Annotated in this window: 10 protein-coding genes and 1 pseudogene; 9 read left to right on the forward strand and 2 right to left on the reverse strand. The window is 41.9% G+C overall.

Translation table 11 applies throughout. The features are described 5' to 3' along the window. Positions 1-52: 52 nt before the first annotated feature. Positions 53-947 (forward strand): annotated as a pseudogene (locus WKT20_RS08490) (sulfatase-like hydrolase/transferase). Between the two features lie 395 nt (positions 948-1,342). Continuing rightward, positions 1,343-5,158: a TIM-barrel domain-containing protein gene (locus WKT20_RS08495; RefSeq protein ID WP_340417214.1), complete on the forward strand. Its 3,816-nt coding sequence runs from the start codon at positions 1,343-1,345 to the stop codon at positions 5,156-5,158. Positions 5,159-5,264: 106 nt separating this feature from the next. Here the strand turns inward: WKT20_RS08495 and WKT20_RS08500 are convergent, their stop codons facing one another. After that, the gene (locus WKT20_RS08500; protein ID WP_007559954.1) at positions 5,265-6,329 is read right to left on the reverse strand and encodes a M20 family metallo-hydrolase; all 1,065 of its coding nucleotides are present in this window, start codon (positions 6,327-6,329) and stop codon (positions 5,265-5,267) included. 124 nt (positions 6,330-6,453) lie between these two features. Here WKT20_RS08500 and WKT20_RS08505 point away from each other — a divergent pair, with 124 nt between their 5' ends. The 5 genes from WKT20_RS08505 to WKT20_RS08525 all read left to right on the forward strand — a co-directional run bounded on the left by WKT20_RS08505 (position 6,454) and on the right by WKT20_RS08525 (position 10,869). Further along, positions 6,454-8,268 carry an AMP-dependent synthetase/ligase gene (locus tag WKT20_RS08505; protein ID WP_118243097.1) on the forward strand — a complete coding sequence of 605 codons (1,815 nt, stop codon included), beginning with the start codon at positions 6,454-6,456 and terminating at the stop codon, positions 8,266-8,268. Between the two features lie 95 nt (positions 8,269-8,363). Continuing rightward, a complete protein-coding gene (gene prfB, locus WKT20_RS08510) occupies positions 8,364-9,479 on the forward strand; it encodes a peptide chain release factor 2 (protein WP_340417215.1) in 1,116 nt (371 codons plus the stop codon). A gap of 86 nt (positions 9,480-9,565) precedes the next feature. Continuing rightward, positions 9,566-9,706: a hypothetical protein gene (locus WKT20_RS08515; RefSeq protein ID WP_007559960.1), complete on the forward strand. Its 141-nt coding sequence runs from the start codon at positions 9,566-9,568 to the stop codon at positions 9,704-9,706. 15 nt (positions 9,707-9,721) lie between these two features. Next, the gene (locus WKT20_RS08520; RefSeq protein WP_340417216.1) at positions 9,722-10,228 is read left to right on the forward strand and encodes a CYTH domain-containing protein; all 507 of its coding nucleotides are present in this window, start codon (positions 9,722-9,724) and stop codon (positions 10,226-10,228) included. A gap of 137 nt (positions 10,229-10,365) precedes the next feature. Further along, complete coding sequence (locus WKT20_RS08525) at positions 10,366-10,869, forward strand: RNA polymerase sigma factor (RefSeq protein WP_007559964.1); 504 nt, start codon at positions 10,366-10,368, stop codon at positions 10,867-10,869. Between the two features lie 106 nt (positions 10,870-10,975). Here WKT20_RS08525 and WKT20_RS08530 read toward each other — a convergent pair whose 3' ends face one another. After that, positions 10,976-11,371 (reverse strand): VanZ family protein, encoded by a 396-nt coding sequence (locus tag WKT20_RS08530; protein ID WP_118165322.1) that lies wholly within the window; start codon positions 11,369-11,371, stop codon positions 10,976-10,978. Between the two features lie 90 nt (positions 11,372-11,461). On the opposite strand from WKT20_RS08530, the gene WKT20_RS08535 reads away from it, so the two are divergent. Further along, positions 11,462-12,835 (forward strand): sodium-dependent transporter, encoded by a 1,374-nt coding sequence (locus WKT20_RS08535; RefSeq protein WP_340417217.1) that lies wholly within the window; start codon positions 11,462-11,464, stop codon positions 12,833-12,835. Next, positions 12,835-13,731: a helix-hairpin-helix domain-containing protein gene (locus tag WKT20_RS08540; protein ID WP_340417218.1), complete on the forward strand. Its 897-nt coding sequence runs from the start codon at positions 12,835-12,837 to the stop codon at positions 13,729-13,731. Before WKT20_RS08535 ends, WKT20_RS08540 begins: the two co-directional genes overlap by 1 nt.

Here is a 13,731-nt window from a genome sequence, read left to right on the forward strand (position 1 = left end):
GTCGATTCATTTACCTCCTTTTTATTAATATGAAAATTAAATCAGTTATACTATGAATAAAATATCGATTTTTTCAGGAGTACTTTTGGCTTCAATTTCATCTGTGTGTGCATCCTCTCAGCAAAAGCCTAATATCATTTTTATTCTTTGTGATGACATGGGATATGGTGATTTAGGATGTTACGGTCAGAAATATATAAGTACGCCTAATATAGACCGTATGGCTCAAGAAGGAATGAGCTTTACTCAAGCTTATGCAGGTAGTCCGGTGAGTGCACCTTCGCGTGCTACTATTATGACAGGACAGCATTCTGGACATTCTCATGTACGTGGAAACAAAGAATATTGGATTAATGTTCCGTTAATGAAGTATGGGGCGAATGATGAATATACGGTTGTCGGTCAGGAACCATACGATCCGAGTCATATCATTCTTCCTGAAATAATGAAAAAAAACGGGTATACTACAGGAATGTTTGGCAAATGGGCCGGTGGTTATGAAGGTTCTTGCTCTACGCCAGACAAGCGTGGTATTGATGAGTACTACGGGTTTATCTGTCAGTTTCAGGCTCACCTCTATTATCCAAACTTTTTGTGAACTTATTGGTGACAGGAGATTCCCTAAAAAATACATCAACAAGAAGCTTAAAGGTGATTGCTTTGATGGTGTTTCTTTTGCTTCTACATTGTTAGGTGATGATACAAGTCAGAAAAAGCATGATTATCTTTATTGGGAATTTCATGAAACAGATCAGATGGCTGTACGGATGGGAGATTGGAAACTTGTAGTTAAGAAGGGTGTTTCTTATCTGTATAATTTGGCTGACGATATTCATGAGGACAATGATATTTCTACCAATCATCCAGAAATAGTAAAGCAAATGATAGAGATAATAAAGAAAGAACATAAGGAAAGTGATTTTTTTAAGGTGACTTTGCCATTATGAAAAAGAATACATTATTCCTTTTTGTTTTTTGATGTTACCATTCCTATACATTCTTGATATAAAGAGCTGGATATTTATTATGATTCTTAGTCTGAACGATAAATTTTCATGATAAGTTTTCTTATATGCTAAGCTAAAGAGAAAATGGTATTTATGGATATGTTACTTTTCTGTGACAAGTTTACCTTCAAATAGAATCTGCTTTATGAATTGAGCTCATTCTGGTATATTTGTACTTAAAATTTTGTGGTATTTATCTGTTAGAAAATAATAAAATAAAAAATGTAATTTACATATCTTTTTTTACTTCAATAAATAGTTATACATTCGTGCGGTTTTTGCAAAATATGCAAAGAGAGAAAATAGAGAAGTCTAACCGTTAGTAATGTTATACTATGAAGCTAAAGTATTATTCTGTCTTGTCTCTGTGTGTACTTGGGGGCCTGTTGACTACCCCTGCCTCTGTATGGGCTGCACAGCAGACTGAGATAACTATCAGCAGTGCCAATGTGCTGAATCCGTCGGCGGTGGAAGTGGTCTTTTCCAACCAGCAGCGCATGACGCTTGATTTTTATGGTGAAAATATTTTCCGGATGTTCCAGGACAATCAGGGAGGCATTGTGCGCGACCCGCAGGCTTCTCCTGAAGCTCAGATTCTGGTAGACCGTCCCCGGAAAGAGGTCGGCGAGTTGTCGCTGACAGACAAGGACGGAGTGATTACGATTTCTACGGCCAGAATTCAGATAGAAATGAACAAGCGTACATCGCTGTTCAAGATTACGGATAAAATCCGCCAGAAGGTGGTAGTGGAATCAGCACGTCCGGTGGATTTCATGGAAAAACAAGTCTGCCTGTCACTCAAAGCACACGATAATGAGTATTTTTATGGAGGTGGTGTACAGAACGGCCGTTTTTCTCACAAAGGGAAAAGCATCCGTATTGTCAATACGAACCAGTGGACAGATGGTGGAGTGGCTTCTCCTACTCCTTTTTACTGGTCTACAGAAGGATATGGTGTCATGTGGTACACGTTCCGTCCCGGACTATATGATTTCGGAGCAACCGATAAGGAAGTGGTGAAGCTGTCGCATGAAGAAAACTACCTGGATGTCTTTTTCATGGTAAATGACAGTCCGGTAGCCTTGTTGAATGATTTTTATCAGCTGACCGGTAATCCGGTGCTTTTACCGAAGTTTGGTTTTTATGAGGGACATTTGAATGCCTATAACCGTGACTATTGGAAAGAAGACGAAAAGGGTATTCTGTTTGAAGACGGAAAGCGATACAAGGAAAGCCAGAAAGATAATGGTGGTATCAAGGAATCGCTGAATGGTGAAAAGAACAATTACCAGTTCTCGGCACGTGCGGTAATTGACCGTTACAATGCGGCCGATATGCCGTTAGGATGGATTCTGCCTAATGACGGTTATGGAGCCGGCTACGGACAGACTTCTACGCTGGATGGTAATATCCTGAACTTGAAGGAACTGGGTGAATATGCCCGTGCCAAGGGAGTGGAAATCGGATTGTGGACACAGTCGGACTTGCATCCCAAAGAAGGAGTAGAAGCTTTGCTTCAGCGTGACATTGTGAAAGAAGTGCGCGATGCAGGTGTACGTGTGTTGAAAACCGACGTAGCCTGGGTAGGAGCAGGCTATTCTTTCGGACTGAACGGAGTGGCCGATGTGGGACAGATTATGCCTTATTACGGCAACAATGCACGACCGTTTATTATTTCACTGGACGGATGGGCAGGTACACAGCGTTATGCAGGTATCTGGTCGGGCGACCAGACTGGAGGTGAATGGGAATACATTCGTTTCCATATCCCGACCTATATAGGTTCAGGATTGTCGGGACAACCTAATATTTCTTCGGACATGGATGGTATTTTCGGTGGAAAGAATATTCTGGTCAATGTACGTGACTTCCAGTGGAAAACGTTTACTCCCATGCAGTTGAACATGGACGGATGGGGAGCAAACCCGAAATATCCGCAAGTGTTGGGTGAGCCGGCTACTTCCATCAATCGCTGGTATCTGAAGATGAAATCAGAGTTCATGCCTTATACTTACAGCATAGCTCGTGAAGCCGTGGACGGAAAACCGATGGTTCGGGCCATGTTCCTGGATTATCCGAATGGCTATACACTGGGAACGGCTACCCGCTATCAGTTCCTTTACGGGCCTTATGTACTGGTGGCTCCGGTATATCAGAACACACAGGCCGATGCGGACGGAAACGATGTACGTAATGGCATTTATCTGCCTGAAGGGAACTGGATAGATTATTTTACCGGCGACTTGTATCAGGGCGGACGGGTTCTCAATAATTTTGAAACTCCTTTGTGGAAACTGCCATTGTTTATCAAGCAAGGAGCTATTTTACCAGTGACTACAGCGCATAACAATGTGAGTCAGATGGATAAGCATTTACGTGTATATGAGCTTTATCCGGGTGGCGATACAGAGTTTACGGAATACGATGATGATGGAGTATCTGAAGCTTATCGTGCGGGACAGTATGCTACTACGCATATCCGTTCCGTGGTAGAGGGAGAGGACTTGACAGTGTGTGTGGAACCAGTGCAAGGCTCTTTCGAAGGAATGGTAGCGCGTAAGCGTACCCATTTCCGTATCAATGTAACTGCACAGCCGAAGAAACTGACAGTACGTGTAGGCGGAAAGAAAGTGAAACTGACTCCGGTGACTTCTTTGGAAGATTTACAGAAAGGAGCGAATGTATATTATTATGAATCGGACCCTGAATTGAATCGTTTTGCCACTCCGGGCAGTGAACTGGCTCGTCTGCACGTCATTAAGAATCCGGTAGTACATGTGAATCTGGAAGAAATGGACGTGACTCAAAACGATATTCAGTTAGAAATGAAAGGTTTTGTATTTGCACCTGCTGAGAAACTGCTGGTAAGCCAAGGTACACTGCGTGCTCCGGAAGCAGAGGTAACAGAAGAAAATACAGGAGCTTATACATTGACACCTTCATGGAAAAAGGTTGATAATGCCGATTATTATGAAATAGAATATAACGGTATGCTGTATAGTACCATTCGGAACACTCAACTTCTGTTTGAAGATTTACGTCCGGAAACTACTTGCACGTTCAAGGTACGCGCCGTGAATGCTACAGGTGCATCAGAATGGACTAATGTGACGGCTACTACTAAATCAGATCCGTTGGAATTCGCCATTCATGGAATCAAGGGAGAAACCACTTGTCCGAACCAGGGAGGTCAGGGTGTGAATAAACTCTTTAACTTCGATGAGGGAGATACATGGCATACGAAGTGGAGCACGGTTGCAGTTCCTTTTGATTTGATTATTGACCTGAATAGTGTAAATCAGTTGGATAAATTCCAGTACCTGCCTCGTCTGGATGCCGGGAACGGTACATTGGGCAAGGGTACTGTATATTACAGTATGGATAAGTCTGATTGGCACGAAGCTGGCACTTTCGACTGGAAAGGAAGTGACGTGAAGACCTTTGTATTCGAGAAACAGCCTGTTGCACGCTATATTAAGTTGTCGGTTGTATCTGCTACAGGTCAGTATGGTTCAGGTCGTGAACTTTACGTGTTCAAGGTACCTGGCTCAGAAAGCTATATTCCTGGTGACATTAATCAGGATAAGCTGGTAGATGAAAACGATTTGACCTCTTATATGAATTATACAGGATTGCGCAGAGGAGATTCTGACTTTGAAGGTTATATCAGCAAGGGTGACCTGAACGAGAACGGTCTGATTGATGCGTATGATATTTCGGCAGTAGCCATCCGTATGGAGTCTGGAGTGAGCAGCCGTCAGGTACCTTCAGTAGCTGGAGAAATCACAGTTGCTTCATCTAAGAAGGTGTATAATGAAGGGGAAACCGTAGAAATTCGTGTTTCAGGTAAGGGATTGCGTTCGGTCAATGCTCTCAGCTTTGCATTGCCTTATGACCCGCAGGCATTGGAATATGTAGGAACAGAGATGACAGGTATGAAGGAGATGCGTAACCTGACCAATGATCGTCTGCATACGAATGGAACGAAGGCTTTGTATCCTACTTTTGTAAATATTGGAGAAAAGCCTTGCCTGGAAGGGGATGCTGAACTTATGACAATCAAGTTTAAGGCAAAACGCAAACAAAAGATCGACTTGAACGTACTGGACGGTATGCTGGTCGACAAGAATCTGAATACAGTGAAGTTTTGATAGATTATCCGGGACTCGTTCCCGGATATAAAAAAGAGGAAAATGGTTGTCTAGACTCAACAGACAATCATTTTCCTCTCTTTTTATAGTGCAGATAAAGATTCTATCAGATTTTTAATCCGTCCAAGATTTGCACATAGGTTGAAATCGCTTCCTCTATTTCACTGACGAGAATGTATTCATCAGCGGTGTGCGAGCGGGAAGATTTTCCCGGTCCCATTTTTACAGAAGGGAAGGGCATTAATGCCTGATCGGATAACGTGGGTGAGCCGAATGGTACTTTCCCCAGTTCTATGGCACGTTTTACAAACGGATGATCAGACGGAATGCTGGAAGAATTGAGGCGGAATGAGCGTGCTTTGGCTTCGCTTTGTATATGTTTACAGATTTCAGCGAACAGCTCTTCGTTAGAGTAACATTCGTTGCTTCGGATATCTACTACGATACTGCACAAATCAGGAATTACATTGTGCTGTGTACCTGCATTGATTTGAGTGACACTCATTTTTACAGGTCCCAGGATGGGTGATTCCTTCGGGAACTTATATGTACGGAACCATTCAATATCTGGAAGTAGTTTGTAAATGGCATTTTCTCCTTCGTTACGTGCGGCGTGACCGGATTTTCCACGTGCAGTGACGTCGAGCACCATAAGTCCCTTTTCTGCAATGGCAGGTTGCATTTCCGTAGGTTCACCTACTACTCCTAATGCAATAGGAGGGAGTTGGGGCAAGACGCTTTCAATTCCGTTTTTTCCGGATACCTCTTCTTCGCAGGAAGCCAGGAAAATCAGGTTGTAGCTTTGGGTTGTCATGCTAAGGTGACGGTACACCTGGAATAATGATACCAGACTGGCACCGGCGTCATTGCTGCCCAGACCGTATAATTTCCCGTTTTCATTTTTTGGAGTAAACGGTTGCTTCCTCCATCCGCTGACCGGCTTCACGGTATCAATGTGTGAGTTGAGCAGGATGGTAGGTTTATTGATGTCGAACATGGGGCTGATACACCAGATGTTATTTCCGGATCTTCCGGTCATAATTCCCGTTTCTTCTATGTAGTTCTGCAGGAAGTCTGCTGCGGCTTCTTCTTCCCGACTGATGGACGGGATTCCAATCAGGGAATGTAACAGAGTCAGTGCTTCAGATGTGTAGTAACCTGTGTCTATCATAAATAATCCGTTTTTTGATTCTTTGCAAAGATAGTCTTTTTTAGGAGAAATGCTTTAGATTGGCCGGACATTGCAAATAAAATCCTATATTTGCAGAATAAACCAATAAAATAAAGTAAGATAGATGGTTAATTCATGTTTGTCTCGGCTTGTACGACAACAAGCTGAAAAATATGGGGATAAAGTTGCCTTAAAATACCGTGATTACACCACTGCTACATGGATTCCTGTCACATGGAACGGGTTTGCTGAACTGGTAGATAAAACAGCCCGTGCGTTTGTAAAATTAGGAGTGGAAGTACAGGAAAATGTAGGAGTATTCTCTCAAAATAAACCGGAGTGTCTGTATGTAGATTTTGGAGCTTTTAAAGATAGAATTGTGACTGTGCCTTTGTATGCCACAAGTTCAGAGGCTCAGGTACATTATATTGTAGAGGATGCTGGAATTCGCTTCTTGTTTGTCGGAGAGCAGTATCAGTATGATGTGGCTTACCGGGTGCAGGGTTTATGTCGTTCGTTGAAGAAGATTATTATATTTGATCCCGAAGTAAAGCGTGCTGAAGGTGACAATAATTCTATCTATTTCTCGGATTTCTTGCAGATGGGTGAAGAAGAGGATTGTCAGTCAGAAGTGGATAAACGCACTTCAGAGTCTTCTTTAGATGATTTGGCGAATATTCTGTACACTTCTGGTACGACTGGTGATTCGAAAGGAGTGATGTTGCATCACTCTAACTACGACGTTGCTTTTAAAGGACATAACGCACGTTTGACTAATCTGGCTGAAAATGATGTCGTCATGAATTTCTTGCCGTTTACGCATATCTTTGAAAGGGCATGGTCGTATTATTGCTTGTATAAAGGATGTATGCTGTGTATCAATCTGCGTCCGCAGGACATTCAGAAGACAATCAAGGAAGTACGGCCTACGGCTATGTGTAGCGTTCCCCGTTTTTGGGAAAAGGTATATGCCGGCGTACAGGAAAAAATCAATGAGACTACGGGCTTGAAAAAGAGTTTGATGCTGGATGCGCTTCGGGTTGGGCGTGAACATAACATTACGTATCTGATGAACGGAAAGACGCCCCCTTCCTTGTTGCACATGAAATATAAGTTTTATGAGAAAACGATTTATAGCCTGCTGAAGAAAACGATAGGAATAGAGAACGGGAATTTCTTTCCTACGGCAGGAGCTGCTATTCCAGAGAAGGTGGCAGAGTTCGTGCATTCGGTAGGTATTAATATGATAGCTGGTTATGGGCTGACGGAAAGTACGGCCACTGTCTCTTGTGAATGGATTGGAGATTTCCGTCTGGGAGCAGTAGGCCGTGTGCTCGACGGGGTAGAGGTACGTATTGGAGAAAATAACGAGATACAGCTTCGTGGAGGTATCATAACGAAGGGATATTATAAGAAAGAAGCCATCACCCAGCAGGCATTTACAGAAGATGGTTGGTTCCGTACGGGAGATGCCGGATATATGAAAGATGGTTTCTTGTACTTGACGGACCGAATCAAGGATTTGTTTAAAACTTCCAATGGTAAGTACATTGCTCCGCAGGCCATTGAAACCAAGTTGGTGGTAGATCGTTATATTGATCAGGTGACCATTATTGCAGACCAGCGGAAATTTGTATCGGCCCTGATTGTGCCAGAATACAGTCAGGTGGAGAAGTTTGCGCAGGAACATCATATTGCTTTTGGTAGTAGAAAGGAATTGCTGGAGAATCCTCAGATTATTGAGTTGTTCCGTCTTCGAATCGATACGCTTCAGCAGGAGTTTGCGCATTATGAACAGGTTAAGCGTTTTACCCTTCTTCCGGAGCCGTTCAGTATGGAACGTGGCGAGCTGACCAACACGCTGAAACTGAAACGTGCGGTGGTGGCCCGTAACTACAAGGATATTATCGACAAAATGTATGAAGAAAATGTCGGTTAAATAGCTGACTTTTATCTACAGGCACTCTTTCAGGGGTGCCTGTTTTTTCATATCTTTGCAACGAGAAAAAATAACAGGCTAATTTATCGTATTTTATGATTACCATAGAGCAACTGAAAGGCGTGAAAGAACGTACGGAAGCCTTGTACCGTTATCTGGACATTGAAGGAAAGAAAATACAGGTGGAAGAAGAACAGCTTCGTACGCAGGCACCCGGTTTTTGGGATGACCAGAAGGCTGCCGAAGCGCAGATGAAAAAAGTAAAGGCTTTGCAGCAGTGGATTACCGGTTATCAGGAAGTGAAGACATTGGCGGATGAACTGCAGTTGTCTTTTGATTTTTATAAAGATGAACTGGTTACTGAGGAAGAAGTGGATGAGGCTTATTCAAAAGCTATCTCTGCAGTAGAGGAGTTGGAATTAAAGAATATGCTTCGCTCAGAAGCTGACCAGATGGATTGTGTATTGAAAATCAATTCAGGTGCAGGAGGTACAGAAAGTCAGGATTGGGCTTCCATGCTGATGCGTATGTACATGCGCTGGGCTGAAAGCAATGGATACAAGTTGTCGGTGGCTAACCTTCAGGAAGGAGATGAGGCCGGTATCAAGACGGTAACGATGAATATTGAAGGGGCCTACGCTTATGGTTATCTGAAAGGCGAAAACGGGGTACACCGACTGGTTCGTGTATCTCCTTACAATGCACAGGGTAAGCGAATGACTTCTTTTGCATCTGTCTTTGTTACTCCTTTGGTAGATGATTCAATTGAAGTGACCGTGGAACCGGCTCGTTTGTCATGGGATACATTCCGAAGTGGTGGTGCCGGAGGACAGAACGTAAACAAAGTAGAATCTGGCGTACGTCTGCGTTATCAGTATAAAGACCCTTACATAGGTGAAGAAGAAGAAATCTTGATTGAAAATACGGAAACCCGTGACCAGCCGAAGAATAAGGAAAACGCCATGCGTCAGTTGCGCTCTATCCTTTATGATAAGGAGTTGCAGCACCGTATGGAAGAGCAGGCTAAGGTTGAGGCCGGAAAGAAAAAAATCGAATGGGGTTCTCAGATACGAAGCTATGTATTCGATGACCGTCGTGTGAAAGACCATCGTACCAACTACCAGACATCGGATGTCAACGGGGTAATGGATGGAAAAATTGACGGTTTCATTAAAGCTTACTTGATGGAGTTTTCAGATAGCGAAATCTGATAACTTTGAGTAAAATCGCTCTTTTTTATTTGTCTTTTTGCAAAGATGTTGTAATTTTAGGGTTGTAAATCTAAAATTGAAAACTTATGGGACGCAACAGGAGTGTAAAAAGACAGAATTTTGAGAAACGTGAGGAAGAAAAAGCCAATAGATTGTTCAAGATGATTTGTATTGTCTTGATTCTATTGGCTATTTTAATGATTGTAGGTTACACGTTGGCTTCTTGATAGCTTGGATAGAATATGCCGCAAGAAATAGAAAGAAAGTTTCTGGTGCGTGATGATTCTTATAAGGCTATGGCTTATGGAAGGAAGCGTATCAGACAAGGCTATATCTGTAGTGAAAGAGGACGCACGGTGCGGGTACGTATCCAGAATGAAGAAGGTTATCTGACCATAAAGGGACCTTCGGACGTATCGGGTATGAGTCGTTATGAATGGGAGTATGCTCTTCCTTTGCAGGAGGCGGAAGAATTGATGAAGTTGTGCGAGCCGGGAATGATTGATAAAACTCGTTATCTGGTACGATGGGGGACGCACGTTTTTGAGGTGGATGAATTCTACGGAGAAAACAATGGACTGGTCGTGGCGGAAGTTGAATTAACCGATGAGAAGGAAACTTTTGAGATTCCTCCTTTTTTGGGGGAGGAAGTGACCGGACAAGTGAAGTATTATAATTCGTTCTTGATGAAACTTCCTTATCGGGAATGGGGTAAAACTTCTCCTGAAAACTGTCAGAACAAGGGGTAAAAACTCTCAATTGACAGTTTTTACCCGTTTGAATACCAGATTTTGTGAAGAGCTCTCTTTGTTTTTCTACTAATATTGCAGTGTCGAAATAAAGACAGACATTGTTTCAATTAAAGAAAAGAAAGACTAAAAGATTTATGAAAACGGCAAATTTTGCTCAGAACTTGTTGAGCATGCAGACAGAACTACTTCATTTCGCTTATAAATTAACGGCAGACCGTGAGGAAGCGAATGACCTTCTCCAGGAGACTTCATTGAAGGCTTTGGATAATGAAGAAAAGTATGTAGCAGAAACGAACTTCAAAGGATGGATTTATACCATCATGCGTAATATATTCATCAATAATTATCGCAAGACTTTGCGTGATCAGACATACGTTGACAATACCGACAATCAGTTCTTCTTGAACCTGGGAGTGGATATTGAGGATGACTCCATGCAGGGGGCTTACGATTTGAAGGAAATGCGCCGCATTGTGAATGCATTGCCGAAAGAATATCGTGTACCTTTTGCGATGTATGTGTCAGGTTTTAAATACCGGGAAATTGCGGACAAACTTAACCTCCCTTTGGGTACGGTGAAAAGTCGTATCTACTTTACCCGTCAAAGGTTACAAGAAGACTTAAAGGATTTCAGATGATCATGATAACTCTCTATCTTTAAAAATAATATATTTATTATTACATAGACGCCGGTTGCTGTGAGAGCACCCGGCGTTTAGTGTGTTTATGGAGTGGGGAAAGATATTAGTGTGAATTGTGTAACCTTTTTCTGATAAATGGACGATAAATGTAGTAACCTGCCAAAGATGCCAGGAGTATGCCTGTGCAATTGGCTATAAAGTCCATCCAGTCTCCACTACGGTTGTCTGTACACTGTGATTGTAAGATTTCAATGATTCCGCTCATCAGGATGGGCAACAGAATACCTCCAATTGTTAGTTGTATTTTTTTGATTTGTTTATGCCGGATTAGGTGTTCTATCCATATAATGGAACTGAGACCACCATACATGCATACATGTACTAGTTTGTCGAAATTATTAATTTCTTCCAATTGAGTATGTGGAGGAGTAAAAAAGGATAAATACCAAATGGCAAGAATTGTCAAAATAGAAAATGGGTAATGTCTTAAAATCTGCATTTTGTGTAAAACTTTAAATTTTCATGCAAAAATACGATATTTTTTGTACTTTTGTCCCCGTTTTAAAGTGTAATTATAATAAAATGATTTATGCAGCATAAGAGTGAAAGAGCAAACTTTGGAAGTAAATTAGGTGCAATTCTTGCGGCCGCAGGTTCTGCGGTAGGTTTGGGTAACATATGGCGTTTTCCTTATGAAACAGGAAATCATGGTGGAGCTGCATTTATATTAATTTATCTGGGCTGTGTTATTGTATTCGGGTTACCTATAATGATTGCGGAATTTACCATTGGCCGACGTGCAAAGGCCTGTACGGGTGGAGCGTATGAAACGTTGGCTCCGGGTACACATTGGAAATGGGTAGGCTATGCCGGAGTATTAACTGGCTTTTTGATATTGGGATATTATTCGGTAGTAGCCGGATGGACCTTGGAGTATGTATGGCAAGCTGCTTCGTTTGGATTGTCAGGAAAAACCTCTGGAGAGTATGTCTCTATGTTTCAAGACTTTTCTCAACAACCGTTCCGACCGCTTCTGTGGTTGTTTGTGTTTATGTTTGTTACTCATTTCGTTATAGTGAAAGGTGTAAAAGACGGGATAGAGAAATCTTCTAAAATCATGATGCCATTGCTGTTTATTTTGGTTATTCTGCTAGCTGGTTGCTCTATCATGCTGCCTGGGGCTGAAAAGGGAATCAAATTTTTACTTCATCCAGATTTTAGTAAGGTTACTCCAGATGTTTTTTTAGGGGCAATGGGACAAGCTTTCTTCTCTATGAGCCTGGGGATGGGATGTCTTTCTACTTATGCTTCTTATTTTGGAAAGGAGACTCGTTTGGGGCATACGGCCATGAGTGTAGGGTTGATTGATACGTGTGTGGCTGTGTTGGCTGGATTGATTATCTTTCCGGCAGCCTTTTCTGTGGGTATTCAGCCCGATGCAGGTCCTTCTTTGATATTTATCACTTTGCCTAATGTGTTCCAGCAGGCTTTTGCCAATGTACCTTTCCTGGCCTATATATGTTCTGTGGCTTTCTATGTGTTATTGGCTTTGGCTGCCTTGACGTCTACAATCTCTTTGCATGAGGTTTCTACGGCCTTTCTGCATGAGAAGTTTCATTTTACACGAGGACGAGCTGCCTGTATTGTTACAGGAGGATGTCTGCTGATAGGTATTGTATCTTCATTAGCTTTAGGAGAATGGAGTAGTTTGAAGATTGGTGGGTTAAATATGTTTGATGCATTGGATTATCTGACTGCTAAAATTATGCTTCCGGTATGCGGTATGTTTGCAGCCGTGTTTGTCGGTTGGGTATTAGACAAGAAAATCGTAAGAGGAGAAGTGACTAATTATGGTATGTTAAAAGCTCCTTATTATCCACTGTATCTGATAGTTTTGCGATTTGTTGCTCCTATTGGTATCCTTGCTATATTTGTCAATGAATTGGGCTTGTTGAGCTGGTAATGTGGAAGGATTTTTTCTATTATTCCCGTTCTGAGAGGAGAGTAATTCTGCTTCTGTTAGGCATGCTGGTAATCTTAGGCATTTCTTGGTTGATATGCCATAAAGTCTATAAGCCAGAATATGTACGTCAGGAAGACTCTGCTGAGATAGATTCTTTTCTGGCTTCTGTGAAGCAACGTGAGGTTTCCTATGCTAAGCGTAACTATACGGCATCAGGTGTCAGGAAAGGGCAGGAGGTTGTTTTGTTTGATTTTAATCCGAATACAGCCGATTCCGTACAATTGAAAAAACTGGGATTACCTTCCTTTGTAGTTCGTAATATTCTTCGGTATCGGGAAAAAGGAGGCATTTTTCGTACTCCGGAAGCTTTTGCTCGCATTTATGGATTGAAGGAGGAACAATATTTATTACTGAAACCCTATATTCAGATACCGCCAAGAGAGGAGAATAAACAAGATTCTGTTTACGAACAGGTTAAAATACAACGAATAGAAAAATATCCGGAAGGAACCCTTGTGTCCTTAAATGAAGCGGATACCACTCAATTGAAACGTATACCTGGTGTGGGAAGCGCTATAGCTAAAATGATTGTAGCCTATCGTAATCGTCTTGGAGGTTTTGTATGTTTGGAGCAGTTGCAGGAAATTCCGCATGTAGATGCTAGCCTGAATAAATGGTTTACTATACAAAGTGCTCCTTTTAGGAAAATAAGAGTAAATAAAGACGGGTTGGATAAATTACGTAATCATCCTTATATGGATTTTTATAAGGCCAAAGCTATTTTGGAATATCGCCGGAAAAGGGGCAATATAAAAGGTCTTTCCCGGCTTTTTCTCTTTGAAGAGTTTACCGAAAAAGACCTTCAACGCTTGTCTCCTTATTTATCTTTTGAATGA

The sequence above is a fragment of the Phocaeicola sp. ICN-14070 genome (assembly GCF_037892625.1).
Lineage (GTDB): Bacteria > Bacteroidota > Bacteroidia > Bacteroidales > Bacteroidaceae > Phocaeicola > Phocaeicola plebeius.